This window comes from Streptomyces sp. NPDC005492, assembly GCF_040605995.1.
Taxonomy (GTDB): Bacteria; Actinomycetota; Actinomycetes; order Streptomycetales; family Streptomycetaceae; genus Streptomyces.
Window position 1 is genome coordinate 1 of sequence record NZ_JBEXDX010000033.1, and the last position, 24,234, is coordinate 24,234.

The 24,234-nt window shown below is 70.7% G+C and carries 30 protein-coding genes; 11 read left to right on the forward strand and 19 right to left on the reverse strand.

The genetic code is table 11. The annotated features are described in order from the left end of the window. Positions 1–207: 207 nt before the first annotated feature. Positions 208–468: a hypothetical protein gene (locus ABZT04_RS32805; protein ID WP_356060645.1), complete on the reverse strand. Its 261-nt coding sequence runs from the start codon at positions 466–468 to the stop codon at positions 208–210. A 314-nt stretch (positions 469–782) separates the two neighbouring features. Between ABZT04_RS32805 and ABZT04_RS32810 the strand changes: the two genes are divergently transcribed. The 5 genes from ABZT04_RS32810 to ABZT04_RS32830 all read left to right on the forward strand — a co-directional run bounded on the left by ABZT04_RS32810 (position 783) and on the right by ABZT04_RS32830 (position 5,428). Further along, entirely contained in the window at positions 783–2,009 is a 1,227-nt protein-coding gene (locus ABZT04_RS32810) for a fused response regulator/phosphatase (RefSeq protein ID WP_356060647.1), read from the forward strand. 85 nt (positions 2,010–2,094) lie between these two features. Then, positions 2,095–3,756, forward strand: a complete 1,662-nt coding sequence (locus ABZT04_RS32815; protein ID WP_356060649.1) for an ATP-binding protein — start codon at positions 2,095–2,097, stop codon at positions 3,754–3,756. Then, complete coding sequence (locus ABZT04_RS32820) at positions 3,753–4,205, forward strand: response regulator (RefSeq protein WP_356060651.1); 453 nt, start codon at positions 3,753–3,755, stop codon at positions 4,203–4,205. Before ABZT04_RS32815 ends, ABZT04_RS32820 begins: the two co-directional genes overlap by 4 nt. 52 nt (positions 4,206–4,257) lie before the next feature. Beyond that, positions 4,258–4,887 carry a PAS and ANTAR domain-containing protein gene (locus ABZT04_RS32825; RefSeq protein ID WP_356060653.1) on the forward strand — a complete coding sequence of 210 codons (630 nt, stop codon included), beginning with the start codon at positions 4,258–4,260 and terminating at the stop codon, positions 4,885–4,887. Positions 4,888–4,972: 85 nt separating this feature from the next. Then, positions 4,973–5,428: a MarR family transcriptional regulator gene (locus ABZT04_RS32830; protein ID WP_356060655.1), complete on the forward strand. Its 456-nt coding sequence runs from the start codon at positions 4,973–4,975 to the stop codon at positions 5,426–5,428. Here ABZT04_RS32830 and ABZT04_RS32835 read toward each other — a convergent pair whose 3' ends face one another. Beyond that, positions 5,429–6,616: a PP2C family protein-serine/threonine phosphatase gene (locus tag ABZT04_RS32835; RefSeq protein WP_356060657.1), complete on the reverse strand. Its 1,188-nt coding sequence runs from the start codon at positions 6,614–6,616 to the stop codon at positions 5,429–5,431. A gap of 65 nt (positions 6,617–6,681) precedes the next feature. After that, positions 6,682–7,833, reverse strand: coding sequence for a PP2C family protein-serine/threonine phosphatase (locus tag ABZT04_RS32840; protein ID WP_356060829.1), 1,152 nt, complete (start codon positions 7,831–7,833; stop codon positions 6,682–6,684). 115 nt (positions 7,834–7,948) lie between these two features. Between ABZT04_RS32840 and ABZT04_RS32845 the strand changes: the two genes are divergently transcribed. Then, positions 7,949–8,434 (forward strand): MarR family transcriptional regulator, encoded by a 486-nt coding sequence (locus ABZT04_RS32845; protein ID WP_356060659.1) that lies wholly within the window; start codon positions 7,949–7,951, stop codon positions 8,432–8,434. A gap of 163 nt (positions 8,435–8,597) precedes the next feature. Here ABZT04_RS32845 and ABZT04_RS32850 read toward each other — a convergent pair whose 3' ends face one another. From ABZT04_RS32850 to ABZT04_RS32870, 5 genes are all read right to left on the reverse strand, one after another. Next, a complete protein-coding gene (locus ABZT04_RS32850; protein ID WP_356060660.1) occupies positions 8,598–9,170 on the reverse strand; it encodes a DNA starvation/stationary phase protection protein in 573 nt (190 codons plus the stop codon). A 97-nt stretch (positions 9,171–9,267) separates the two neighbouring features. Next, the gene (locus tag ABZT04_RS32855; protein WP_356060662.1) at positions 9,268–11,046 is read right to left on the reverse strand and encodes a thiamine pyrophosphate-requiring protein; all 1,779 of its coding nucleotides are present in this window, start codon (positions 11,044–11,046) and stop codon (positions 9,268–9,270) included. A gap of 89 nt (positions 11,047–11,135) precedes the next feature. Further along, on the reverse strand, positions 11,136–11,315 hold the full coding sequence (locus ABZT04_RS32860) for a hypothetical protein (protein ID WP_356060664.1): 180 nt from the start codon (positions 11,313–11,315) through the stop codon (positions 11,136–11,138). Between the two features lie 103 nt (positions 11,316–11,418). Further along, the gene (locus ABZT04_RS32865) at positions 11,419–12,255 is read right to left on the reverse strand and encodes a DMT family transporter (RefSeq protein WP_356060666.1); all 837 of its coding nucleotides are present in this window, start codon (positions 12,253–12,255) and stop codon (positions 11,419–11,421) included. A gap of 79 nt (positions 12,256–12,334) precedes the next feature. Beyond that, the gene (locus tag ABZT04_RS32870; protein ID WP_356060668.1) at positions 12,335–12,826 is read right to left on the reverse strand and encodes an ATP-binding protein; all 492 of its coding nucleotides are present in this window, start codon (positions 12,824–12,826) and stop codon (positions 12,335–12,337) included. A 171-nt stretch (positions 12,827–12,997) separates the two neighbouring features. Here ABZT04_RS32870 and ABZT04_RS32875 point away from each other — a divergent pair, with 171 nt between their 5' ends. Further along, complete coding sequence (locus tag ABZT04_RS32875; RefSeq protein WP_356060670.1) at positions 12,998–13,360, forward strand: STAS domain-containing protein; 363 nt, start codon at positions 12,998–13,000, stop codon at positions 13,358–13,360. 66 nt (positions 13,361–13,426) lie between these two features. Further along, positions 13,427–14,209: a maleylpyruvate isomerase N-terminal domain-containing protein gene (locus ABZT04_RS32880; protein WP_356060672.1), complete on the forward strand. Its 783-nt coding sequence runs from the start codon at positions 13,427–13,429 to the stop codon at positions 14,207–14,209. Between the two features lie 19 nt (positions 14,210–14,228). On the opposite strand, the gene ABZT04_RS32885 is transcribed toward ABZT04_RS32880, so the two are convergent. Continuing rightward, a complete protein-coding gene (locus tag ABZT04_RS32885; RefSeq protein WP_356060674.1) occupies positions 14,229–14,465 on the reverse strand; it encodes a DUF5133 domain-containing protein in 237 nt (78 codons plus the stop codon). A gap of 148 nt (positions 14,466–14,613) precedes the next feature. Between ABZT04_RS32885 and ABZT04_RS32890 the strand changes: the two genes are divergently transcribed. After that, on the forward strand, positions 14,614–15,852 hold the full coding sequence (locus ABZT04_RS32890; protein ID WP_356060677.1) for a 4-hydroxybenzoate 3-monooxygenase: 1,239 nt from the start codon (positions 14,614–14,616) through the stop codon (positions 15,850–15,852). A 56-nt stretch (positions 15,853–15,908) separates the two neighbouring features. On the opposite strand, the gene ABZT04_RS32895 is transcribed toward ABZT04_RS32890, so the two are convergent. Further along, positions 15,909–16,682: an alpha/beta hydrolase gene (locus ABZT04_RS32895; protein WP_356060679.1), complete on the reverse strand. Its 774-nt coding sequence runs from the start codon at positions 16,680–16,682 to the stop codon at positions 15,909–15,911. A 268-nt stretch (positions 16,683–16,950) separates the two neighbouring features. On the opposite strand from ABZT04_RS32895, the gene ABZT04_RS32900 reads away from it, so the two are divergent. Further along, positions 16,951–17,991: an enoyl-CoA hydratase/isomerase family protein gene (locus ABZT04_RS32900; protein WP_356060681.1), complete on the forward strand. Its 1,041-nt coding sequence runs from the start codon at positions 16,951–16,953 to the stop codon at positions 17,989–17,991. Positions 17,992–18,136: 145 nt separating this feature from the next. On the opposite strand, the gene ABZT04_RS32905 is transcribed toward ABZT04_RS32900, so the two are convergent. From ABZT04_RS32905 to ABZT04_RS32945, 9 genes are all read right to left on the reverse strand, one after another. Next, complete coding sequence (locus ABZT04_RS32905) at positions 18,137–18,256, reverse strand: LPFR motif small protein (RefSeq protein ID WP_356060683.1); 120 nt, start codon at positions 18,254–18,256, stop codon at positions 18,137–18,139. Between the two features lie 56 nt (positions 18,257–18,312). Beyond that, the gene (locus ABZT04_RS32910; protein ID WP_356060685.1) at positions 18,313–19,299 is read right to left on the reverse strand and encodes a YihY/virulence factor BrkB family protein; all 987 of its coding nucleotides are present in this window, start codon (positions 19,297–19,299) and stop codon (positions 18,313–18,315) included. Between the two features lie 58 nt (positions 19,300–19,357). Then, on the reverse strand, positions 19,358–21,106 hold the full coding sequence (locus ABZT04_RS32915; RefSeq protein ID WP_356060687.1) for a proton-conducting transporter membrane subunit: 1,749 nt from the start codon (positions 21,104–21,106) through the stop codon (positions 19,358–19,360). After that, positions 21,106–21,453 carry a sodium:proton antiporter gene (locus ABZT04_RS32920; protein WP_355925308.1) on the reverse strand — a complete coding sequence of 116 codons (348 nt, stop codon included), beginning with the start codon at positions 21,451–21,453 and terminating at the stop codon, positions 21,106–21,108. The genes ABZT04_RS32915 and ABZT04_RS32920 overlap by 1 nt, the downstream gene beginning before the upstream one ends. Continuing rightward, entirely contained in the window at positions 21,453–22,199 is a 747-nt protein-coding gene (locus ABZT04_RS32925; RefSeq protein ID WP_356060689.1) for an MnhB domain-containing protein, read from the reverse strand. The genes ABZT04_RS32920 and ABZT04_RS32925 overlap by 1 nt, the downstream gene beginning before the upstream one ends. After that, positions 22,196–22,456, reverse strand: coding sequence for a DUF4040 domain-containing protein (locus tag ABZT04_RS32930; protein WP_356060691.1), 261 nt, complete (start codon positions 22,454–22,456; stop codon positions 22,196–22,198). The genes ABZT04_RS32925 and ABZT04_RS32930 overlap by 4 nt, the downstream gene beginning before the upstream one ends. Next, the gene (locus ABZT04_RS32935) at positions 22,449–22,901 is read right to left on the reverse strand and encodes an MrpF/PhaF family protein (RefSeq protein ID WP_356060693.1); all 453 of its coding nucleotides are present in this window, start codon (positions 22,899–22,901) and stop codon (positions 22,449–22,451) included. Before ABZT04_RS32935 ends, ABZT04_RS32930 begins: the two co-directional genes overlap by 8 nt. Beyond that, complete coding sequence (locus ABZT04_RS32940; RefSeq protein ID WP_356060695.1) at positions 22,898–23,080, reverse strand: hypothetical protein; 183 nt, start codon at positions 23,078–23,080, stop codon at positions 22,898–22,900. Before ABZT04_RS32940 ends, ABZT04_RS32935 begins: the two co-directional genes overlap by 4 nt. 170 nt (positions 23,081–23,250) lie before the next feature. Beyond that, positions 23,251–23,406 carry a hypothetical protein gene (locus tag ABZT04_RS32945; protein ID WP_356060697.1) on the reverse strand — a complete coding sequence of 52 codons (156 nt, stop codon included), beginning with the start codon at positions 23,404–23,406 and terminating at the stop codon, positions 23,251–23,253. A gap of 168 nt (positions 23,407–23,574) precedes the next feature. Between ABZT04_RS32945 and ABZT04_RS32950 the strand changes: the two genes are divergently transcribed. Beyond that, a complete protein-coding gene (locus ABZT04_RS32950) occupies positions 23,575–24,234 on the forward strand; it encodes a diguanylate cyclase (protein ID WP_356060699.1) in 660 nt (219 codons plus the stop codon).

Sequence of the window (24,234 nt, forward strand, 5' to 3'; positions counted from 1 at the left end):
TTCTTATTGGGTGCGGGCCGCCGGGGTTTTGCTGTTGGGGATGGTGCACCGGGCCCCCCCGGGACTCCCCCGGGGGCGGCCGGTGGCGGGCTCACTGCCGAACCCTCCCGGGAGCGGTTGGACAGCCTGACCGCCTCTCTTCGGACTACCGGGCTGGGTCTGCTTCAAACAACAACCGCCCCACGAGCGGAGGCCTCGCACGCGGCCTCACGCGGACGATTCGTCGGGCACGGGGTGCTCCGGCCTGGTGTTTCCCGAGTGGGGTGAGCCGAGCCGCCCCGTGCCGGCTTCGTCCGTGTCGGGGACCCCCGGGTCCTGCCGTTCGTCCTCGGCCCGCCGCGGCGAGTCGTCCCCGGCCTCCCAGGGATCCTCGTCGGCGTCCGCCTGCTGATCGGGCATGTCCCTGGGCACGGGCTTCGGCGTCCGCTCTTCCTCGTCCCCGGGATTGTCCGCACGGTAGTCGTTCACGCCATTCTTCCCTTCTCTGCTGGGTCGGCCGGTGGTGCGCCTGCGGGTACCCAGCGGGAGGGGGACATGAAACGCGAACGGTGCGCTACCACGACAGAGAGGTCGACAGGAGGCCGACGTGTGACGGTGTCCGCATCGCCGACTCGAAGCGGTCCGTCGTACCCTCAACAACGCTGAACGCAGGGTGCGTTGGGCGGATCCGTCGACGCTCGTGGGGAGTGCGTACGAGGCGTCCCGCCGGACCGGTATGCTCTCGACTGTTGTCTGACGGCAACTATGGTCGGGGGATACCGTTCGGTGGGGAGGACAGGGCCATGGTGGTGCCACAGGCGCGGGCTGACGACCTGCTGCCGGTGGGGAACGAAGGGGCCGGGCCGGACGCGTGGCTGACCTGGCAGCCCGCCGTCCTGCTGATCGAGGACGATGCCGGCGACGCGCTGCTCGTGGAGGAGCTGGTCGCCGACAGCGCGCTGAAGATACGTCTGCGGTGGGTCCGGTCGATGGCCGAGGCCGCCGAGGTCCTCGCGGACGACCTGCCGGACTGCGTGCTGCTCGATCTGCACCTGCCGGACGCCCAAGGACTTGAGGCGCTCTCCCGGGTCCGGGCGGGCGCCGAGCGGGCGGCCGTCGTGGTCCTCACCGGCCTCGCCGAGGAGGAGACCGGACTGGCCGCCGTCGCCGCCGGCGCACAGGACTACCTGGTCAAGGGCCGGGTCGAGCCGGAGCTGTTCGGACGCGCGGTGCGCTACGCGATCCAGCGCAAGCAGGCCGAGCGGGCGGCGGTCGCGCTCCAGGCCAGCCGGATGCAGGCCCAGGAGAACGCCCGCCTGGAGCGGGGACTGCTGCCCAGGCCCCTGCTGCGCGGAGAGGGCGTGGAAGCGGTGGCCCGCTACCGCCCCGGGCGCGCACAGACGCTGCTCGGCGGCGACTTCTACGACATCGTGCAGAGCGGCGACGGCACGGTCCACGCGGTGGTCGGTGACGTGTCCGGGCACGGGCCCGACGAGGCCGCCCTCGGAGTGGCCCTGCGGATCGCCTGGCGCACGCTGGTGCTCAGCGGTGTCACCGGCGCCGAACAGGTGGCCCGGCTGGAGGAACTCCTGGTCGCCGAGCGGGTCCGGAGCGAGGTCTTCGCCACCCTTGTCTGCCTCACCGCCGCACCCGGCGAAGGCACGGCCCGCGTGGTGCGGGCCGGGCACCACGGGCTGCTGATGCGGCACGGCGGCGCCGTGGAATGGGTGGAGGTGCCCGGTGGTCCGGCGCTGGGCGTGATTCCCGGCGTCGCGGACTGGCCGGTCACGGAACTGGCCGTACCGAAGGACGCCGCCGTGGTGCTGTTCACCGACGGACTGTTCGAGGGGCATGTCGGGCGAGGTGCGGAGCGGCTGGGGGAGGACGGACTGCTCCGGCTCGCCCGGGAGCGGGCCGCACTGGACCCGGAGCTGTTCGTCGACGAACTCATCGCCTCCGCCGAGAACCTGGCCGAGACACAGGGCGGCCTGGCGGACGACGTGGCCGTGATGCACCTGCACTGGACGTGAGGCGACTGCCCCGGACGTGATTCACTGCGCCGGAACCGAGCAGACGGGACGAGAGGCCGACGGGACGAGACGAACGGTGAGGTACATGACGGGCGGGACACGGATCGGGCGCCGGCTGACGGTACAGGGATGGTTCTTGCTGGCGCTGTCGCTCATGGTGCTGCTGGTGGTGGTCGGCACCGCGATCGGCGCGAACCTGCTCAACCAGACCGCCCGGGTCAGCGACGATCTGCTGCTGCGGATCCAGCCCTCCCAGATCGAGGCGTACCGACTGCAGAACGCCCTGGTCAACCAGCAGAGCGGGGTCCGCGGCTACGCGATCGCCGCCGACCGGCAGTTCCTCGCCCCGTACACCAGCGGCAGGCAGGACGAGGCCCGCTCCGCCGCACGGCTGCGCGAACTCCTCCACGACCGGCCCGACCTGCTCGCCGATCTCCGGGCGGTGGAACGCGGGGCGGCAAGCTGGCGACGGGCCTACGCCGAGCCCCTGGCCGCCGCCGTCACCCCTGGTCGGCCGCACACCGTCGACCAGGCCACCCTGGACGGCGGCAAGCACGAGATCGACCGTCTGCGCGCCCTCTGGGCGAAGCAGAACACCGACCTTGCACAGGCCGTGAAGGACGGCCGGGCCCATCTCGCCCACCAGCGGACGGTGCGCGACACCGTCCTCAGCGGCATGATCGCCGCCTTCCTGCTCACCGGCGTCGTCCTCGCCGTACTCGTACGACGGCTGGTGACGCGTCCCCTGGAGGCGCTGAGCACGGCGTCGGAACAGGTCGCGGCGGGCGACTTCGCGCACCGTATCGTCGGGGACGGCCCGGCCGACCTCATCGCGGTGGCCGGAGCCGTCGAGGGCATGCGCAAACGGATCGTGACCGAACTGGAGGCCTCCCGCGAACAGGAGGAGGCGCTCGGCCGACAGGCCGCGGAGCTGGATGCCCAGGCGGTGGAACTGCGCCGGTCCAACGCCGAGTTGGAGCAGTTCGCCTATGTCGCCTCGCACGATCTGCAGGAGCCGCTGCGCAAGGTCGCCTCGTTCTGCCAGCTTCTGGAGAAGCGGTACGGCGACAAGTTGGACGAGCGCGGCCAGCAGTACATCGACTTCGCCGTCGACGGCGCCAAACGCATGCAGGTCCTCATCAACGACCTGCTCACCTTCTCCCGCGTCGGACGACTCGACGACACCCGGGAGCCGGTCGACCTCGGCCAGGCGCTGGACAAGGCGCTGCGGAACCTCGCGGCGGCCGTCGAGGAGTCGGACGCCCGGATCGACCGGCCCGAGACCCTGCCCGAGATCGTCGGCGACCCGACCCTGCTGACCATGCTCTGGCAGAACCTCGTGGGCAACGCCCTGAAGTTCCGCCACCGGGACCGTGCCCCGCACGTGACCGTCACCTTCGACCCCGACCCCGACAACCCCGGCATGTGGCGGGTGAGCGTCGCCGACAACGGGATCGGCATCCCCGAGGAGTTCACGGACAAGGTCTTCGTCATCTTCCAGCGGCTGCACAGCCGAGACGCCTACGGCGGCACCGGCATCGGACTCGCCCTGTGCAAGAAGATCGTCGAACACCACGGCGGCCGGATCTGGATCGACTCCACGGCCGGCGAGGGCACCCGCTTCTGCTTCACGCTCCCGTCCGGTGAGGAAGCGACCGAGCCCGCCGAGCCCACCGAAACGACCGACGTCGCTGAAGCCGCGGACGGCACCGACACCACCCCCACGGACGAGAAGGCCCTGACATGACGACCCTCCCTGACGCGACCCCGATCGACGTCCTCCTCGTCGAGGACGACCCGGGCGACGAACTGATGACCCGGGAAGCGTTCGAGGACAACAGGATCGGCAACACCCTCCACGTCGTCCGGGACGGCGAGGAGGCGCTCGACTTCCTCTACAAGCGCGGCGAGCACACCGACGCGCCGCAGCCCGACCTCATCCTGCTCGACCTCAACCTCCCGAAGTACGACGGCCGCCAGGTCCTGGAGAAGATCAAGTCCGACCCGGAGCTGGTGCACATCCCCGTCGTCGTCCTGACCACCTCCTCGGCGGAGGAGGACATCCTGCGCAGCTACAAACTGCACGCCAACGCCTATGTCACCAAGCCGGTCGACCTCGACCAGTTCATCGCCGCGGTCCGGCAGATCGATGACTTCTTCGTGCAGGTCGTCCGGCTGCCCCATCGCTCCGGCTGAGGGGCTAGGGTCAGGCATACGGGGGAACGAACCGGGCGGGTTGGTGAGGACCATGGTGTCGCAGGACGACCGTGCCGACGACGTGACCGGAGTGTTCCTGCACCGGCTGCCGGAGGACTCCTGGTGGTGGTCGGACGAGATGTTCCGGCTGCTCGGCCACGAACCCGACTCCGTCACGCCCACCGCCAAGCTGCTGCGCGGACATATCCACCCCGAGGACCAGACCCGACTCGACAGCGCACTTGAACACGGCAGAGCCACCGGATGCCCCTTCAGTTGCTATCTCCGCGTGGTGGTCAACGGAGGAGACGCGGAACGCAACGTGGTGCTGGTCGGCGACGGACGGGCCGGTGACGACGGTGAAGTGGTGGTGCTGCGCGGGTTCGCCGTCGACGTGACGGAGCCCATACGGCAGGAGGCACGGCGTGCCGCCGACTCCGACATCGACCGGGCCCGCGCCTCGCAGGAGGACATCGACCTCGCGCGCGGTGTGCTCATGGCCCTCTACGGCATCAACGCGGACATCGCGATGCGCGTCCTGCGCCGCCACTCCCAGTACGCCAACGTCAAGCTGCGCGCGCTGGCCCAGTCCGTGCGCGAGGCCGCGCCCACCGCCCCCGGCCGCCCCCAGCACGACCTGCACCACCGGGTCTCCGCCGTGCTGTACCCCGACCGTGACTGAGTTGAGTGGGCGCGGGAATCTCGGGTAGAGCAACCCCATGAGCGGCGAATCACCACACTGCCGACTTCCTTGAGGTGTCGAACTCGTGGCAACGCACGGCACGGACTCTGTCGCGGGCCGGATCGCCGATGCCGTGGACGGCCTGACCGACCTGTGGACCCTGGCGGCGGCCGAGGCGTCGGTCCGCCTGTCACCGCATCAACTGCGCGCCCTGCACGCCCTGGAGGCCGAACCGGGCGCGAACCTGACCATGCTGGCCGACCGGCTCGACGCCGGCCTGCCCACCGTGAGCCGACTCTGTGACCGGCTGGAGGCGGCCGGGCTGCTGCTCAGGGACGCGGCCCCCCACACCCGCCGGGAGATACAACTGAGTCTCACCGCCCACGGACGGGACGTGCTCGCGGAGGTCGCCGAACTCAGGGCCCGGGCGCTGACGAAGGTCGTACACGCCATGGCGCCGGACGAGCGCGCGGCCCTGGAGCGCGGTTTGCGGGCGTTCGCCTCGGCGCAACGGTACGGGCCGGCCGCCGAGGGCGGATGATCACGGCGTCACGGAATCACGCCCGTGCCAGTCCAGGCAGACCACGGCGGCGTCGGCCTCCAGGTCCGTGCTGCCGAAGTGCTCGATCAGACTCGCCACCACCGAGCGCGCGCCCTCCTGCGGAGCCCGCGTCGGCGCCGCGTCGAGGGCCCGGCGCAGCGCTTCCTCGCCGAACAGGTCGCCCTCCGGCGAACGGGCCCCGTGCACGCCGGTGCTCACCGCCACGAGCCGGTCCCCGGGCCGTACGGCGAAGATCTGCTCCTCGTAGGCCGTCTCCTCGAACATGCCGAGCGGGAGCTGTGCCTCCAGCTCGATCTGGCGCACGGTGTCGCCGCGTCGGCGGTAGAGCCGGGGCGAGCCCGCGTCGACGGCCTGGACGGTGCCGGTCGCGAGGTCGAAGCGGAGGAGCAGGGTCGAGGCGTACACCTTGCCGCCGAACTGGGCGTACACGGCCTGGTCGGCAAGGCGGGCCTGGTCGGCGAGGCCGAGGCCGGCGCGGCGGGCGTTGCGCAGGGCGCCCACGGTGACGCCGGTGAGCAGGGAGGCGTCGATGCCGCGGCCCATGCCGTCGGTGATCGTCACGGTGAGGTGGGTGCCGTCGGTGTTCCAGTCGAAGTTGTCCCCGCCGACCATGTAGGCGGGTTCCAGATGGGCGCCGATCACGAACTCCGGGCCTTCGCAGCCGCGCCCCGGAAGGAGCTGCCACTGCATCTCGGCCGCGAGTGTGAGGCGCCGGGTGCGGCGGGCCAGGAGGTACAGGTCGGTGTCGCGCTCCGCCGTGGCGATCTCGTGCCCCAACGCGGTGGCGAACTCGGCGAGTTCGCGCACCCCGGCCGGATCGGCGCCGACGGCGGGCAGCCGGGCGGACAGGACGCCGAGCCGGTCGCCGCGCACGGTGACGGGCAGATGCACGGTCGCCGTCCCGTCCCCGGACGGTTCGACGACGGGCGTCTGGGCGGTGAACGTCCGTCCCGCCGGACCGTCGTAGGCGGACAGGGGTTCGCCGGTGCCCGGGGCGACCGGACGCAGCACGCGCAGGCCGTAGTCGACGAAGAGAAGGGTGACGTCCTGGGCTCCGGCACGGTCGCCGAGCAGGCGCCGGGCCGTCTCCACCAGAGCGTTGGGCGGGGCCGACCGCAACTCGCTCTCCACCGACGGGAGCGGTTCAGAGGTGCTCACGGCGTTCACCCTTCCGGCTCAGTGCCTTCACACTAGCGCCACGCCCGTGCGGGCGGGGGCCCTGGGCAGACACCTCACCGCCCCCGCCAGTCGAGGCACACCACCAAGGCGTCGTCGTCGGGGGTCGGGGTGCCGCGGTGGCCGGTCAGCTCCCGCAGCACCGCCCTCGGCACCTCGGCGGCCGACAGCAGCCTCGTGTGCTGGATCGCCCGCGCCAGCGCCGCGTCCCCGTAGGCCTCACCCCTGGGCGAGGCGACGGCGTACACCCCGTCGCTGACGAAGACGACCCGGTCCCCGGGCTCGATCCGGAAGTCCTGCTCGACGTAGTCGGTCTCCTCGAACATGCCCAGCGGCAACTGCGCGTCGAAGGCGATACGCTCCACCACCCCGTCGCGCAGCCGCAGCGTCTGCGGCGACCCGGCGTCCACCACCCGGGCCCGCCCGGTGGTGAGGTCGAAGTCGAACATCAACACGGACATGTAGCGCCCGCCCTGGTAGTGGGCGTACACCGCCTGGTCCGCGAGGGCCGCCTGGTCGGCGAGGGGGATGCCGGCCCGGCGCGCGTTGCGCAGGGCGTTGATGGCGAGATTCGTCAGGAGCGATGCCTCTATGCCCTCGCCCATGCCGTTCGAGACATAGAGCGTGAGGTGGTCGGCCGTGGCGGACCAGTCGAAGTTGTCGCCGTGGATCGCGTAGGCGGGCTCCAACTGGGCGCCGAGGTCGAACTCGGGCCGGGAGCACGCGCGGCCGGGGAGCAACTGCCACTGCATCTCCGCCGCCAGCGTCAGCCGGTCCTTGCGCCGGGCCCGCAGATACAGGTCGGTGTCACGCTCGGCCACCAGCACCTCGTGGCCCAACACCTCGGCCAGTTCGGTCAGTTCGGTCAGGCTGTCGCGCGCGTGGTCACCGCCGGGCAGCGTCACCGAGAGCACGCCCAGCCGGTCCCCGCGCACGCTGATCGGCAGATGGACGCGTACCTGCCCGTCGCCGAGGTTCCCCTCCACGAACGGCTCCTGGGCGCCGAAGGCGCGCCCCGCCGGGGTGTTGTGCACGGAGACCGGCGGCAGGGTGTGCGTCAGGTCGGTCACGGGCTGCAGCACGGTCAGGCCGTAGTCGGCCACGAGCAGGTCCACGGAGTCCGCCGCGTAGTGCCGGGCCAGCTCCCGGCCGACGACGTCGGGCAGCTCGTGGGGCGCCGCCGTGCGCAGCGCCCGCTCGACGGCCATGAATCTGTTCACGAAGTAGATATGCCATTCTCTGGTGTGCCGCGTGTGGGTCTTGTCAATCCGTGTCCGTTGCGCGTGCTAGTAGGCTGTGGGCCGTCCCTGCGCCTGCGAGAGTGTGACCGTGACGTCCTTCCACCCCCGCCCAGAACCCGACGAGGTCGCGCGCGTCACGTCCACGGCCGCGGAGCTGCTGGAAGTCCTGTGGGGGCGCGCCTCGACAGCGCCCGCGTCCGCCTCGCAGCTACGGGTCCTGTTCATCCTGGAGCACCACGAGGGCATCAACCTGCGCACGCTCGCCGACCACCTCGCCTCGACGCCGCCGTCGACGAGCCGGCTGTGCGACCGTCTGCAGGCCGCCGGATTCGTCGACCGTGAGGTGAGTCGCACGGATCGGCGCGAGGTTCGCCTGTACCTCAGCGGCCTGGGCAGGGCCTTCCTCTCGGACCTGCGGGCCCGTCGTGAGGAGGCGCTGGGGGAGGTGCTGGCGCAGATGCCGGCCGCCGGGCGCAACGCGCTGCTCAGCGGCCTCGAGTCGTTCTGTGCGGTGGCGTCGGCGCAGATACACGACCTTGACGAGTCCTCCGGCAGCCGGACCGCCTGACCGAGCCGCCCGGCGCACGGAGTGGCCTCCGCCGACCGGGACATCCCAGATCCTTCCCCACTGGTGCGATGACACCCGCTACTTTCTTGCCTCATGGCCATAGTTGTCAAACGGCAAGTTTCGGGGATGCCTCAGGACCTGGGATGTCCTCGTCGTCAGGTGCTCAGCCGAGTTCGGCGCCCTTGGCCGCGGCCTCCTGCTCGGAGCGCGCGTCACCGGTGGCGAGCGAGCCGCCCGCGCTCTCCAGGTGCGCCCGCACGAACCACTGGAACTGCTCCAGATCCCGCAGCTGCTCGATGAGGAGGTCCTCGGTGGCGGGGTCGATCTCACCCGCCTCCTTGATCGCGGCGCGGACGTCCTCGATCAGCCCCGTGTAGACGAGGTTGAGTGCGCCGAGGTGGGCGATGGCGTCGGCCCGGCCGATGGAGTAGTCGTCCCACGTGCGCTCGGCCACCAGCGCGCCCGGTGTACCCGGCGCCACCCCACCCAGCGCGGCGATGCGCTCGGCCACGTCGTCGGCCATCTCGCGTACCCGGTCGACCTGCGGGTCGATCATCTCGTGCACGGCGATGAAGTGCGGCCCGACGACGTTCCAGTGCACGTGCTTCAGCGTCAGATGGAGATCGTTCAGGGAGTGGAGCCGCAGCCGCAGCACGCCGATCAGCCGGCCAGCGTCCTCGCGCCGGATGCCGGGAACGGTGTACTTCGGGGTCAGGTTCTTGATCTCCTCGGTCATGGTTCACCTCTGGTCGTTCGGTAGGGCGTGCGGTTCCTTACCTGGTCACGAGTGCCCCTGTCCGGCATGGTCAGACATCCCGTTTCTGCGTGATGCGTCACTGCAGGAAGTCCTGGACCTTGGCCTTGAAGCCCTGCCGCACCATGGCCGCGCTGTCGCTGTCGCCCTTGAGGACGGCGGACGCGGCCGCCTCGATCTGGTCGAGGCCGGCGTGCGGCGGGATCGGCGGTACGGCGGGATCGGTCACGAAGTCCAGCACGCACGGCCGGTCGGCGGCGAGCGCGCTCTCCCAGGCGGCGGTCACCTCGTCCGGCCTCTCCACGCGGACACCGTGCAGGCCGATCGAGCGGGCGAAGTCGGCGTAGGCGACATCGGGGATCGACTGCGAGGGCAGGAATCGCGGGGCGCCCTCCATGGCGCGCATCTCCCAGGTCACCTGGTTGAGATCCCGGTTGTTGAGGACGGCGACGACGAGCCGCGGATCCCGCCACTCCTGCCAGTACTTGGCCACGGTGATCAGCTCGGCCAGGCCGTTCATCTGCATCGCCCCGTCGCCCACCAGCGCGATCGCCGGCCGGTCACCGTGCGCGAACTTGGCACCGATGGCGTACGGCACGCCGGGCCCCATGGTGGCGAGCGTGCCCGACAGCGAGCCGCGCATCGCACCGCTCAACTTGAGGTGGCGGGCATACCAGTTGGCGGCCGATCCCGAATCGGCGGACAGGATCACGTCGTCCGGCAGCAGCGCGCTCAGCGCGTGCACGACATGCTCCGGGTTGATCGGATCGGCGTCCACGGCGGCCCGCCGCTCCATGACCTCCCACCAACGAGCCACGTTGGCCTGGATCTTCTCCCGCCATGCCGGGTCCTCCATCCGCTCCAGCAGCGGCAGCAGCCGGCGCAGCGTCCCGGCGGCGTCACCGACGAGATTGACCTCGAAGGGGTAGCGCAGCCCGACCATGTGCGGATCGATGTCGATCTGCACGGCCCGCGCCTTCCCGAACTTCGGCAGGAACTGCGTGTAGGGGAACGACGAGCCGATCACCAGCAGGACATCGCACTCACGCATCATCTCGTACGACGGCCGGGTCCCCAACAGCCCGATCGCGCCGGTGACATAGGGCAGATCGTCGTCCAGGACGTCCTTGCCGAGCAGCGCCTTGGCGACCCCGGCACCGAGCCGGTCGGCGACCGCCATCACCTCCCTGCGGGCACCGCGCGCCCCCTGCCCGATCAGAATGGCCGCCTTGCCACCGGAGTTGAGCACCTCGGCGGCCCGCCGCAGATCGTCGTCGCCGGGCACCGCCGTGTAGTGCGTCAGGCCGAGGCTGGAGGGCACCATCTTGAAGGCGTGGGTGGGTGCCGAGTAGTCCAGTTCCTGGACGTCGGCGGGGATGATGACCGCGGTGACGGTGCGTTTGGCGTAGGCGGTGCGCAGCGCCCGGTCCAGGACGTTGGGCAGCTGTTCGGGGACGGTGACCATCTCGCAGTACTCGGAGGCGACGTCCTTGTAGAGGCTCAGCAGGTCGACCTCTTGCTGATAACTGCCGCCCATGGCACTGCGGTTGGTCTGGCCGACGATGGCGACGACGGGGACGTGGTCGAGTTTGGCGTCGTAGAGCCCATTGAGGAGGTGGATGGCGCCGGGGCCGGAGGTGGCGGCGCAGACGCCGACCTTGCCGGAGAACTTGGCGTAGCCGACGGCCTCGAACGCGGACATCTCCTCGTGCCGGGACTGGACGAACGTCGGCTTGTTCTCTGATCGTCCCCAGGCGGCGAGCAGACCGTTGATGCCGTCGCCCGCGTAGGCGAAGACATGGTCCACATCCCACTCGCGCAACCGCTGGAGAACGTAGTCGGAGACTTTCGTGGACATGGTCGGCTTCCTTACTGAACGGCGGTCCGCCCGAGCGAGGACATGCGACGGGCCGGAGGCTCTCGGCCTCCGGCCCGTTCTCCGTCGCGTCAGTCGTCTCCTCTGACGATGTTGCCCTCGGGGAGCGTGCACGGCGGGGGCGTCGCGCCAGTGTCCTCGACGGGCGGAATACAGGTGCGCACGGCCTTTCCGCTGCGGCGACGGGCCTTCGCCCAACCGGTCTCGGGCGGCAGTTGCACGACTTTCCTCTTGTCGGTGCGCGCGGTCACAGCGCTTCAACTTCTCTCTCTATGTGCGGTGGAAATGTGTGGTTCCTGGAGCTAGTCGTCCGGGTTACCTCCGGCGCCGGATTCAAACGGCGTGGCGTCGAAGTCAGCGCAGAGCGATGAGCGCGACGGCGAGTGCCGCGCACACCAGGCCGACGGTCTGCCGAGGGCTCAGACGTTCGCCCAGGAACAGGAGGGCGAGCACGACGGGGACGGCGGGATACAGGGACGAGAGCACCGTGGCCACGGCCATGAGTTGCCGGGCGGTCGCCTCCAGGTACAGCACGATGGCGGCCGTCCCCACCATGCCCGCCGCGACGGCCACCGCCCACAGCCCGACCGGCATCCCCCAGTGGCCGCCGTACGGCACCAGTACGCAGGCGATGACCACGACGGACACCACCCTGCTCAACACGACCGGCCACAGGCCGCTTCCGCTGCCCACCTGGGCCATGGCCAGGAACTGCAGCCCGATCCCCGCACTGGCCAACAGTGCGCTGGGCACCCCGTCGGCGCTCGCGCCACCCGCTGCCGAAGTGTTCTGCGAGACCAGCCAGAGCGCGGGCAGTACGGCGGCCATACCCACCCACACGGACGCCGACGGGCGTTCCCCGAGGAGAACCACCCCCACCAGCACCGGCAACGCCACGGCTCCGACATCGCTCACCGGGACGACGACGCTCATCGCGCCCCGCGACATCGCCCGGTAGAGAAACGCGACGCCCACCCCCGTTCCGACGCCCGACAACGCTCCCCACCCGTAGTCCGCAGGCGAGGCGGAACCAACTGGCAGGCTCAGCGCCAGGACCAGGGCCAGCGCGGTCCCGCCCACCTGCGCGTGCAGGGCGACGGTGATGCCGTCGACCCGGCGGGACAGCAGCCCGTTGACGAAGTGGGTCACCCCGAAGCACAGGGCGGACACCAGGGCGAGGGACTCACCCATGCCGCATCACCGAGAACATGGAGTGCGGCTGCCCCACACTCGATCAGCCATGTACCGGACGGTAACGGCTCGACCCCTCTCACGCGTGCAATGGACCCTCACAGCCGACGCTCTCCTCCGGGCTGTCCGTGAGGTCGATACGTGCGGTGATGCGCTTGCCCACCGATTCCCGATGCGCCTCGAAGCCGCGCGCGACGGCCCGCACGATCTCCAGACCGTGCTGGCCCACCCGTTGGGCATCCGCGGCATGGGCGACCGGCAGGACCGGATCGGAGTCCCAGACCTCCACCTGGACCAGGGCACCCACGATCCGCAGATCCATCAGCACCGGCCCCGGCGCGTACTTACGGGCGTTGGTCACCAACTCGCTGACCACCAACTGCGTGAGATCCATCGCACGGTCGGACACCGGCAGCCCGTACTCGACCCGGACCCGGGCGAGGAACGACGCGGCCAGCCGGCGGGCCTCGGCGATGCACGAGCCGTCCCCGTCCAGCGCCACGGTGGACCGTATGGCCTGGGCGCGGGCCCGCAGCGCTATCTCGGCGTCCTCCGACGCATCTGGTTCCATCCGGATCTCTTCACCGCCTTCTGCGTGCCCCGCGCATACCCCGTGAGATAACAACCACTCCGTCAATTTCCATCGGCTCCACCGGACGAAGGCATCAACCGTACGATGCGGGGCAGCACTCCGGATGAAAATCCAGATCCGTAGCGCTCACCGACCTGTGTATGAGGACAGATGGCGGACACCGAACAAGCGGGACAGCCGGGCCGGTTGGCGGTCAGCTCCGACACCGTCGACGACACCTTGGTCGTGGCCGCGGCCGGAGAGATCGACCAAGAGAGCTGCGGCTCACTGAGGGACGCACTGGAGCCACCGGGCGGCACCGCACCGCACGTCGTCCTCGACCTGGGTGACGTCACCTTCATGGACTCCAGCGGCATCAACGTCCTCATAGCGGCCCACCGCACCCTCTCCGAGGCGGACGGTTGGCTGCGACTGGCCGGAGCCGCCCCACCCGTGCTGCGCATCATCCAACTGGTCGGCATCGACGGGATCATCGACTGCTACCCGGCGGTCCAACAGGCCCTCGACGGCTGACCGTTGGGGCGCGGCGGCGGTGAAATCCGTTGTGAGTCCGTCCGCGCACGGTGATAGACAGTCGACGTGACACAGACTCTGGAGTTCCCTGCCCTGCTGCGGCTGATCGACGAGCGCTCGGTCGCGTTCCGAGCCGCGGTCGCCTCGGCGCCCGGCCTTGACGCGAAAGTGCCGACCTGCCCCGAGTGGACGCTGCGGGATCTGGTGCTGCACCTGGGCGGGGTCCACCGCCGCTGGGCCGCGATCGTCACCACGGGAGCCGCCGAGACTCCTCCGGTGGGGAAAACCGCGGAATTCGCCTCGACCGCGCCGGAGGAACGCGAGGCGCTGCTGGCCTGGTCGGCCGAGTCCACGGAGCAACTGCTGGGCGCACTACGGGAGTCGGGTCCCGATCGCGGCTGCTGGACGTGGTGGGACGGATCGCAGTCGCCGCACACCAGCGGCGCCGTGGCCCGGCACCAGGTCCAGGAGGCCACGGTGCACACCTACGACGCCCAGATCACCGCGGGCGCCCCGCAGCCGTTGCCGGCGGAGGCGGCCCTCGACGGTGTCGAAGAGTTCCTGTTCACCTGCTGCGCGACCACGACGAGCGCCTGGCCGCACGAGCCCGCCGTCGTCGAGTACCACGCCACCGAGGGCCGCTCCTGGCGCGTCACACTCTCCGCCGACGGCGCACGGTCCATCCCGCTCTCCGTGCCCGGAACGACACCCGCGGCCGACGCCTCGGCCCGCGGCACGGCAGGTGAACTGGTCCTCGCCCTGTACGACCGGATCCCGATGGACTCCCTGCACGTCGACGGCGACCGACGCCTCTTCGACCAGCTCCAGGCCTGGGACCCGGACGCGTAGGACGCGACCGGGTGCGTCGCTACACCAACTCCCGTTCCCCGGACGCGTTCCCGATCGAAGGGGCGCCGGAACACAGCAGCTCCACGGCGGCCATGGCCTCCTCCACGGTGCGGGTGCCGGTCAGCACGCACAGGGTGTAGGCGGCGTTCTGGAGAGGGACGTCGGCGGCGATGTCCCCGTCGGCCGCGAGGGCCAGATAGCGGTCGACCGCCTGCTGCAGCACGTGGGGATTGGGCACGATGGATGGACGGGGCACGATGACACTCCTCGCAGGAGAAGAACGGGAAGAACGCGTGCCTGCTGACCGAAGCACCGGACTGCGCTCGCTTGTGCCCCGTCCTCGCGATCCGAAACAGATCCGGATGCCCGACCGGCTCGGCTAGGGTGCTTGCGGAGGTGGGCAAGTGGCCGACAGCGCACGGGAGTTGAACACGTCACCGGAATCCACGACCGTGGTGGTGATCGGCGCGGGCCCGGCCGGCCTGACCGTCGCGAACCTGCTGCGACGCTGCGGCGTCGACTGCGTCGTCCTGGAACGGCAGACCCGCGAGTACGTGGCACAGCGCCAGCGCGCCGGCATCGTCGAGACCCGCGCTGTGCGCATGTTCGACTCCTGGGGCCTGGCCGACCGCGTACTGGGCGGTGTCCCGCACGAGGGCATCCTGGAGATCCGGGTCGACGGCGAGCCCCACCTGGTCTCCGACAACGACGGCTCGGACGGCCCCACGGCGCGCCTCTGCCCCCAGCAGATGCTGGTCCAGAAGCTCACCGCCGCGTATCTCGCGGACGGAGGTGACCTGCGCTTCGAGGCCGCGGACGTCTCCCTGCACGACCTGACCGGCGAGCGTCCCACCGTCCGCTACCGCGCCCCGGACGGCAGCCTCCGCACGATCACCTGCGCCTTTGTCGCGGGCTGCGACGGCGACCACGGCATCAGCCGGACCGCCGTCCCCGAGGGCGCCCTCACCGCGTACGCCTTCGATCACGGCATCGGCTGGCTGACGGTCCTGGCAGACTCCCCGCCGCCGGCCCACCCGCTCCTGGCGGTCAGCCCGCAGGGCTTCGCCGCCCACTTCCCGCGGGGCCCGTACACCAGCCGCTACTACCTCCAGTGCCCGCCCGACGACCATCCCGACGCCTGGTCCGACGCTCGCGTCTGGGACGCCCTGCGCACCCGGCTCGGCGACCCGGACCTCGTCTCCGGCCCGATCACCGACCGCGAGATCTTCCGGCTCCGCAGCCTGGTCCATGACCCGATGCGGTACGGCCGCCTCTTCCTCGTCGGCGACGCGGCCCACATCGTCTCGCCGATGGGCGGCAAGGGGATGAACCTCGCCCTCTACGACGCCGACCTCTTCGCCCGAGCCGTCCGGGACTCCGTCCACGACCACGACGACACGGCCCTGCGCACCTACTCGGAGCGGTGCCTGCGCCGCGTCTGGAACGACCAGGAGCTCTCCCACTGGATGACCCGCATGCTCCACGACGCCGGTGACGCCACCCAGTCGGGTCCCTTCCACCGCGGCCTGGCCCGCGCCCGGCTCGACCGGCTCTTCACGTCCCCCACCGCCGCCCGCGCCTTCGCCGAACTGATGACGGGGATGGATCTGACGGGCAACGCGGGGGAGTCGTCGCCCAGTTGAAGCCGTCGGCGCCCGGCCGATGGCCGGACGCCGACACCTGTCACACCCTCAGACCGTCAGTCCGCCGACGGCACGTCCTTGCGCAGATGCCGGACGAAGAACCGGACCGCGCTGTCCACCTCGAACCTGGGCAGCTCCTTGTGCCTGCCCGAGTTGACGTGCATCGACTTCTCCCGCGAGGCGAAGGCGTCGAACAACGCGAGGCCGGACTCGCGCGGGATGTGTTCGTCGTCCCACTGGAGCGTGTACTCGATCGGCACGGTGATCCGCCGCGCCGACTCGGCGATCGCGTCGTCGTACCAGAAGAGGCCGAACACCGCGGCGGTGATCCGGGGTTCGAGCGCCGTCAACGGCACCCCGATCGCGGTGCCCATGTTCAGGCCGAAGTAGCCGACGGGTCCTTCGGCACCGATCTCCGGCAGTTTCTGAAGGGCGTCGAGGGTCGCCAGCCACTCCGGTACGGCACGCTCCGCGAGGTGGGCGTTGTACCGGACGACGATCTCGCCGACCGGTTCGCCCGCCTCCATCGCCCGCTGCATCGCGTCGATCTCCCGCTCGTCGTGCTCCGTGAGAGGGCGGCCGCCGTGACCGGGCGCGTCGATGACGGCGACATGGAAACCGCCGTCCGTCACGAGGCGTTGGGCCCGGCCCGTCATCGCCGGTGACTTCCGGTGGTTGCCGCCGCCGTGCCCCATCAGGACCAGGGGCGCCCGGTCGGCACCGGACACGGGGGACCAGAGGGCACCGGTGACCTCACCCATGGTGAAGTCGTGCTGGATGACACCGCTCGATGTGGACTCGGCGGTGAAGTGAAAGTGTTCGGAGTTCATGGCTGTCACCTTTCGGGAGCGCCTTGTTGCGCGGCGCTCCCGGCGACATCTATGTCACTGGCCCAACCGTGGCGAAGAGGGGGAGCACCCACCTGGAAACTGCGTTCATGGGTCTCACCTCCTCGTACGTCCTCACGGCCTACGGCAAGTTAGCAGCCCGCTCTCGCCGGTATCCAACTCTTTTTCCCGCCCCCTGAGCGCATACGGTAGGAGGAAGATCGTCCGGGACCCCAGGGTCCACCGGATCCTGGAAGGAACCCACGAGATCATGCGCGGCACCGACGACCCCGTACTCCTGCGTACCGAAGGACGCGCCGCGTACCTCACCCTCAACCGTCCCAAGGCGCTCAACGCCCTGACCCACACCATGGTCCGCCGGATCGACCGGGCGCTGACGGACTGGGAGCACGACCCGGACGTCGAGACCGTCGTCATCGGCGGGGCGGGGGAGCGGGGACTGTGCGCGGGCGGCGACATCCGCGCCATTCACGACGACGCGCGCGACGGAGACGGCTCGGCGGCGGTCGCCTTCTGGCGCGACGAGTACCGGCTCAACGCGCGGATCGCCCGCTACCCGAAGCCGTACGTCGCCGTCATGGACGGCATCGTCATGGGCGGCGGCGTGGGCGTCTCCGCGCACGGCAGCATCCGGATCGTCACCGAACGCTCGCGCGTCGCCATGCCCGAGACCGGCATCGGCTTCGTACCGGACGTCGGCGGCACTTATCTCCTCGCCCGCGCACCCGGCGAACTCGGCACGCACCTCGCGCTCACCGGCGCTCAAGCAGGAGCGGCCGACGCCCTGTTGTGCGGCCTCGCCGACCACTACACGCACTCGGGTTCCTTGCCGGCGCTGCTCGACGACCTCGCCCACGCGCCGGCGCGCGAGGCCCTGAACCGGTACACGCGACCGGCGCCGCCCGGTGAACTCGCCGAGGCACGGGACTGGATCGACGCCTGCTACTCGGCCGACACCGTGGAGGAGATCCTCGGCCGTCTCCTCGACCACGGCGCCGGCGCGGCCAAGGAGACCGCCGAAACCCTGCTGACCAGGTCACCGACTTCCCTCAAGGTCACCCTCGCCGCACTCCGCCGGGCCCGGCGCCTGGGGGCGCTGGAGGACGTCCTGGACCAGGAGTACCGAGTCTCCTGCCACGCCCTGACCTCGCCCGACCTGGTGGAGGGCATCCGCGCCCAGATCATCGACAAGGACCGCACCCCGCACTGGTCGCCGCGCACGCTCGCCGAGGTCACGGACGCGGCCGTCGAACGCTTCTTCGCTCCGCCGGGCCAGCGAGAAAGTGAGTGACGAATGACGAATCACGACTGATAGGCCGTGGATATGTGGGCACTCGTCTCTCAGCCGTCGCCTTGTCCCCCGGGGGAATGTGATGGTCAGGCTCTTCCGGTCCGGACCGTGTGCCGGAGGAGTCGCCCCCCCCATGACCACGACGTCAGTGCGCGGACCGCGACGCCCCGCCGAAGAGCCGGGCGAGCGCCCTGAACGGCAGGGTCACGACGGTGGCGATGGCGCCGCCGATGCTGCGGAGCACGTCTGCGATGGCACGGAACATGAAAGCCTCCAGGGTTGTGTCTGAGTGGATGTCGACACCGGGTACCCCGTGAGGCGTCACTCCATACGGCGGTGGTCCTCCTCGCTCCAGGCGCGGGTGTCACGGGGCGGGAGGTAGGGCTCCGCGTCCTTGGGGTGTCCGCCGACCACGGCACGCTGGCGGGCGAGTTCCGCGTCGAACTCGAGGCCGAGCAGGATCGCGAGATTGCTGATCCACAGCCACATCAGGAAGACGATCACGCCGGCGAGCGTGCCGTACGTCTTGTTGTACGAGGAGAAGTGGGCCACGTAGAACGCGAACCCCGCCGAGGCCATCATCCAGACCAGCAGGGCCAGCACACTGCCCGGAGTGATCCAGCGGAAGCCGCGGCCCTTCACGTTCGGCGCCGCCCAGTAAAGGATCGCGATCATGATCGTGACCAGGACGACCAGCCCCGGCCACTTCGCGATGGACCACACCCTCAGCGTGGCGTCCCCGATCCCGAACGCGGAACCGATCGCGTGGGCCAGGCCGCCGGTGAACACCACGATCAGCGCGCTGACCATGGCCAGGATCAGCAGCACCACGGTGACCCCGACCCGGATCGGCAGCACCTTCCACACAGGGCGTCCCTCGGGAATGTCGTAGACCACGTTGGCGCTGCGGATGAACGCCGCGATGTAGCCGGAGGCCGACCACACCGCCACCACGATGCCCGCGACGGCCACGATCGAGCCGAGGCCGCCGGTCGACTGGAGTTGCCGTACCGCTTCGCTGATGATGTCCCGGGCCGAACTCGGCGCGAGTTTCTCGATGTTGTCCAGGACCTGTTGGGTCGCCGACCGGCCCGAGATGCCGAGCAGCGAGACCAGGACCAGCAGCGCGGGGAAGAGGGACAGCACCCCGTAATACGTCAACGCGGCGGCCCGGTCGGAGAGTTCGTCGTTCTGGAACTCCCTGACCGTGCCCCTGAGCACCGCCCACCAGGACCGCATCGGCAGTTTGCTGGGCTTGTCCGGCGCGCTGCGCTTCGTGTGCTGTCGGGATCCCGGCGTCCGTGGCATAACACAGGGGTATCCCGGCCCGGCCGGACCATGCGTCGACCGCGTCGGCCGGGTGTGCTCAGCCGTTCAGGATCGTGGGCAGGGCCAGTGCCGCGAGCAGGGTCGTGCCCAGCAGCAGCCATGCCACGTAGTCGCCGATGTGGCCGGACTGCAGGCGTCGTAGCCCCGTCGTCCAGGACGGGTCGCCGAGCGGCTTCGGGAGGGTCACGGCGAGCGCGGCCAGGCCGAGGGCCAGCAGGGTCGAGGTGAGACCGAGGAGCAGTCCGGCGAGGGTCCAGTGCGGGGAGGGGGCGTCCTCGCCGGACACGGCGTGGCCGAGCACGGTGGCGAAGCCGGGGACCGCGCCCACGGCGAGAGCGGCGAGGAGCAGTACGGCCGGGACCGCGGTCATGGTGTCCGGCACCCGGCTCAGCCGGTGCCGGGTCTCCGGTTCCTCGTCGACGCCCGTGGTCTCGTACGACGACTCGTCGTCGGGCTCGGGGCCGAGGCCGAAGAAGACCCGCGCGGCGACCCGGAGCACCGCCCCGGCGGTCACCGCGGACACGGCGATGAACAGTACGGTCAGTGGGCCGCCGGCCGACTCCTCCAGCACCGCCTTCCCGAGCCCGATGCCGAAGGGCGGCAGACCGGCGAGGCTCAGCGCGCCGACGACGTAGAGCACGGCGACCCCGCGCAGCTCGCGGGCGCGGCCGTGGAGGGCGTGTTCGTCCACCGAGCCGTACCGGTCGAGGAGGACGCCGGTGCAGGCGAACAGGGCGGCCTTCACCCCCGCGTGGCCCAGGATGTACAGCGCGACCCCGTCGGTGGCCTCGGGGCGGAGCAGGCCGATGCCGATGAGGAAGAGCCCCATGTGGGCGACCGTGGAGTAGGCGAGCAGCCGTTTGATGTGCCGCTGGTACCAGCACATGACCGCGCCGACCAGGCAGGTCAGCACACCGAGGACGACGAGGGCGCGCTCCAGGTCGGACGCCGGGATGCCGCCCGGGCCGGAGAAGACCGTTCGGTAGATCCGCCAGACGCCGTAGGCGCCCAGCTCGACCATGACCCCGGACAGCAGCATGCACACGGGGGTGGGGGCGACCGCGTGCGCGTCGGGCAGCCAGAAGTGGAGCGGCACGGCTGCGGCCTTCACCAGCAGGCCCGTCAGGACCAGCGCGAAGGCCGCAAGGGTGAGGGCGTCGGGGCCGCCGTGCCGGTCGAGGCCCTGGCCGATCTTCGCCATGGCGAGTTCGCCGGTACGCGCGTACAGCAGGCCGATGCCCATCAACATGGCATACGCGCCGAGGGAGTTGAGGACGCCGAAGGACAACGCGCCCTGGACGGCCTTGGGTTCCTCGACGCGGTGGCCGGTCAGCGCGTACGCCACGACGCTCATCAACTCGAAGAACACGAAGGCGTCGAACAGGTCCCCCGCGACCGCGAAGCCGCACATACCGCCCTGGAAAAGCAGCACCAGGGCGGGGAACGCGCCCGCGTGGCCGCGGGGCGGCTCGTCGAAGTAGCGCCAGGAGTAGGCCAGGGCCGCCACCGTCAGCAGCGATGCGAGCGCGGCCATACCGAGCCCGGGGCCGTCCCCCACGAGGACGATCCCGACGCTCTCGCCTCCCTTCGGGGTCCAGCCGCCGACCCACTCGGTCATGGGCGGCGAGGAGTTGAGGAGGAGCACGATCGCGAGCCCCGCCGTACCGGCGGCGAAGACACAGCCCACCGACTCGGCGGCGGCGCGGGAGAGGTGGCGTCCACTGGCGACGAGCAGGGCGGCTCCGAGCAGCGGGACGGCGACGAGTACCGGAAGCAGGTGGTGCATCAGCCGCGCAGCTCCGAGAGTTCGTCGGGATCGACCGTGCCGTGGAGTTTGGAGATCTGCAGCACGAGGGCGAGCAGTACGGCCGTCACCGTGGCCCCCACGACCACGTCGGTGAGGGCGAGGGCCTGGACCACCGGGTCGACCACGGGCCGGGAACCGGGCTTGATGTCCGAGAAGACGGGCGCGGTACCGCCGTCGCGGTAACCGACGGCCAGCAGCAGGACGTAGGTGGAGGACTGGCAGACCGCCAGACAGCCCACGGCGTGGATGAGGTTGCGGCTGGTCACCAGCCCGTAGCAGCCGACGAGGAACACCCAGGCGGCGACGAGGTAGGGCAGCACGGACATCACTTCCCGCCCCCCTTCTCGGTCTTCTCGATCTCCACGGCCTGGTCCAGGAAGTGCGCGAGCAGGACGACGACCGCGCAGGCGACCTCCATGCCGATGGCCGCGTTCAGCAGGGGGACGGTGCCGCCCGAGGACAGGGTGTTGAAGGTGCCGTAGGGAAGGAAGTTGGCGAGGTAGGCGGTGCCGGCGAGGAGTCCGGCGAGGCCGAGGACGAGATAGGCGGAGGCGGCGAGGGCGTCGCCGATCTCGTAGGTGGAGACCGGGCGGACGCGTTCCAGGGCGCGGTAGTCGGCGCCCAGATAGAGCAGGTGCAGGGCGGTCGCCACGACGACACCGCCCTGGAAGCCGCCGCCCGGGCTGAGTTGGCCGTGCGCGATCACATACAGGCCGGTGACGACGGCGACGGGGAGGACGAGCAGGGCGTATCGGCGGACGGGGAGCGCGACCCGCTCGGGCTCGGGCGCGTCCCGGTGTTCGTCGCGGGTCTGGCGCAGCAGGACCACGGTGCCGAGGACGGACGCGAAGAGGATGCTCATCTCGCCGAGGGTGTCGAAGGCACGCAGGTCGAAGTTGACGGAGGCGATGGTGTTCGCGGTGTGCCGGGCCAGGGAGGCGCGCACCACCCGGTCCCCGTACGGGTGTCGGTGCCCGCCGAAGCCCGGCAGGTCGAAGCAGGCGGCGACCAGCAGTACCGCGAGCCCCGCACCGCCGACGGCCATGACGATCAGCCGCGCCCGCCGGGTCATCGGTCCGTCTCCTTGCGCCGTCTCGGCCGACGGACCTTGCGCACGGACAGCATCACCAGCAGGGGAGTGAGGGCGGAGCCCACGGCGAGTTGGGAGAGCGCCACGTCGGGGGCCTGGAACACGGTGAACAGAATGGCCAGGGCCGTGCCGAGGACGGCCAGGACGAGCGCCTGGCGTGAGGGATCACGGGTGGCCACGGCGGCGGTCGCGGACGCGGCGACCAGCAGCAGTGCCACGACGATCAGCGGATCATCCACGTCTGCTCTCCGCGAAGCCGCCGGACAGGGCTCGGGACGCGGTGAGGTTCCCGCCGATCAACAGGGCGCCGATCACCAGGAGTTTGACCAGCGCGCGGCCCGGGCCCGTGGCCACGCCCACGGCGACCACGACGGCGGCGCCGAAGGCCGCGACCGCGTAGGTGAGCCCTCGTACCCGTGGCGGGTCGTCCGCCAGTTCCTCCGCGAGCAGCCGGGCGAAGACCAGGGTGCCGACCGGGCCCAGCAGGGCCAGCAGCAGGGCGACATCGACGTACGCCGGCCGGTCGTAGCCCTCGGACAGGAGCAGCAGCGCGGGGCAGGCCAGCGAGGTGCACAGGTTCTGCGCCACGACCCGGCGCCGCAGCGGACCCGTGGCGACGCCCCAGACCGTGGCCCCGACCGCCGCGGCGAGCGACGCCGTCGCGGCGACGGTCCAGCCGTTCACCACCCGCTCACCGCCCGGCGAGCGCCCCAGGCGGCGAACGCGCCGAGCAACGCGGCGGACGCGCCCACGACGAGTTCCAGCGTGTCCACCGCGCTGATGAACACCAGCCACAGCAGGGCGAGCACGGCCCACCATGCCAGGACCTCGCCCACGCCGAGGAGCGCTGTACGCCGGTTCACACGACACCTCCGTCAAGGAGAGCAACTCGCCCTGTTTGACTGCCTATTTCCGTTACGTCATCAAAGCATCGTCGCTCCACCGCCAAGGGGCGACGCGCGACGACCTGGCAACCGAAGTGCCCTGGGAGGGCGAAAGGAAACCGGCCGAGGAGCCTGCCGGGCATACAGGGTCAGCCGCGCGGCAGGCCGGCGTCGAGGGGCTGCGGCGTCACGGCCGGGGCGGGGAGGTCGGTGTCCTGCCGGGGCAGCAGCAGTTCCTCGTATCTGCCCAACGCGAGCATCAGGCCGAGCATCAGTGGCGGGATGAGCACCGCGAACAGTGCCATGGCGTGTCCTTCGTCAGAAAGGTGCGCGGGGGGCCACATGCGGGTCTCCCCGGAGCGACCGGACAAACCTCCGTGTCGGTCCCCGGTCTCCGGGTACGCGGTGGCCACGCCCGAAGATCCGGGTGCGGCACCGCCCGCCCCGAACCCCCCAACGGCGAGGAGAACCGTGTGACCGCCTTCCGCCCCTTCACCCGACCGGCCGTGCGGCAGCAGCGGACCGACGTCGGCGACGCGACTACCCGCTACCTCCTGTACGGGCTCCTGCCCGGCTGGTTCGTGCCGGGCCTGGCCGACTGGGTGATGCACCGGCGCACCAGGATCGAGGACACCTCCGGCACGAAGGAATCCCTGATCCACGCGCTGATGATGACCGAGGTCGGCATCCCCATCGCGCTGACGCTGCGCTACGAGGTCAACCCCCTGCTCCTCGCGGTGCAGCTCGGCGGGGCCGCGGTCCACGAGGCGACCGCGCTGTGGGACGTACGGACCGCGGTGCGCAGCGAGCGGGAGGTCAAACCGATCGAGCAGCACATCCACAGCTTCCTCGAATCCCTGCCCTTCGCCGCGCTCACCTCCCTGATGTGCCTGCACAGCGATCAGGTCAAGTCCCTGGTGAACGGCGGCCGTTCGGACCCGGACGCGTGGCGGCTCGTGCCACGTCGGCGACCGCTGTCGCGCGGTTATCTCGCGGGCATCGCCGCCGGCATCGGAGCGTGTGTGCTGCTGCCGTACGGGGAGGAGCTGCTGCGCTGCCGCCGAGCGGCCCGGGCGCGGCGCAAACCGTCCCCGGACGAGACCACTTGGCAGGCCGAACAAGGAGATCGATGA

Coding starts and splice junctions, on each gene's coding strand:
- ABZT04_RS32945 (WP_356060697.1), bottom strand. CDS start 23,406: ATGGCACTGTTCGCGGTGCTCATCCCGCCACTGATGCTCGGCCTGATG.
- ABZT04_RS32875 (WP_356060670.1), top strand. CDS start 12,998: ATGGCGGACACCGAACAAGCGGGACAGCCGGGCCGGTTGGCGGTCAGC.
- ABZT04_RS32865 (WP_356060666.1), bottom strand. CDS start 12,255: ATGGGTGAGTCCCTCGCCCTGGTGTCCGCCCTGTGCTTCGGGGTGACC.
- ABZT04_RS32820 (WP_356060651.1), top strand. CDS start 3,753: ATGACGACCCTCCCTGACGCGACCCCGATCGACGTCCTCCTCGTCGAG.
- ABZT04_RS32825 (WP_356060653.1), top strand. CDS start 4,258: ATGGTGTCGCAGGACGACCGTGCCGACGACGTGACCGGAGTGTTCCTG.
- ABZT04_RS32910 (WP_356060685.1), bottom strand. CDS start 19,299: ATGCCACGGACGCCGGGATCCCGACAGCACACGAAGCGCAGCGCGCCG.
- ABZT04_RS32905 (WP_356060683.1), bottom strand. CDS start 18,256: ATGTTCCGTGCCATCGCAGACGTGCTCCGCAGCATCGGCGGCGCCATC.
- ABZT04_RS32815 (WP_356060649.1), top strand. CDS start 2,095: ATGACGGGCGGGACACGGATCGGGCGCCGGCTGACGGTACAGGGATGG.
- ABZT04_RS32850 (WP_356060660.1), bottom strand. CDS start 9,170: ATGACCGAGGAGATCAAGAACCTGACCCCGAAGTACACCGTTCCCGGC.
- ABZT04_RS32925 (WP_356060689.1), bottom strand. CDS start 22,199: ATGACCCGGCGGGCGCGGCTGATCGTCATGGCCGTCGGCGGTGCGGGG.
- ABZT04_RS32920 (WP_355925308.1), bottom strand. CDS start 21,453: ATGTCCGTGCTGCCCTACCTCGTCGCCGCCTGGGTGTTCCTCGTCGGC.
- ABZT04_RS32855 (WP_356060662.1), bottom strand. CDS start 11,046: ATGTCCACGAAAGTCTCCGACTACGTTCTCCAGCGGTTGCGCGAGTGG.
- ABZT04_RS32870 (WP_356060668.1), bottom strand. CDS start 12,826: ATGGAACCAGATGCGTCGGAGGACGCCGAGATAGCGCTGCGGGCCCGC.
- ABZT04_RS32915 (WP_356060687.1), bottom strand. CDS start 21,106: ATGCACCACCTGCTTCCGGTACTCGTCGCCGTCCCGCTGCTCGGAGCC.
- ABZT04_RS32840 (WP_356060829.1), bottom strand. CDS start 7,833: ATGGCCGTCGAGCGGGCGCTGCGCACGGCGGCGCCCCACGAGCTGCCC.
- ABZT04_RS32900 (WP_356060681.1), top strand. CDS start 16,951: ATGCGCGGCACCGACGACCCCGTACTCCTGCGTACCGAAGGACGCGCC.
- ABZT04_RS32895 (WP_356060679.1), bottom strand. CDS start 16,682: ATGAACTCCGAACACTTTCACTTCACCGCCGAGTCCACATCGAGCGGT.
- ABZT04_RS32810 (WP_356060647.1), top strand. CDS start 783: ATGGTGGTGCCACAGGCGCGGGCTGACGACCTGCTGCCGGTGGGGAAC.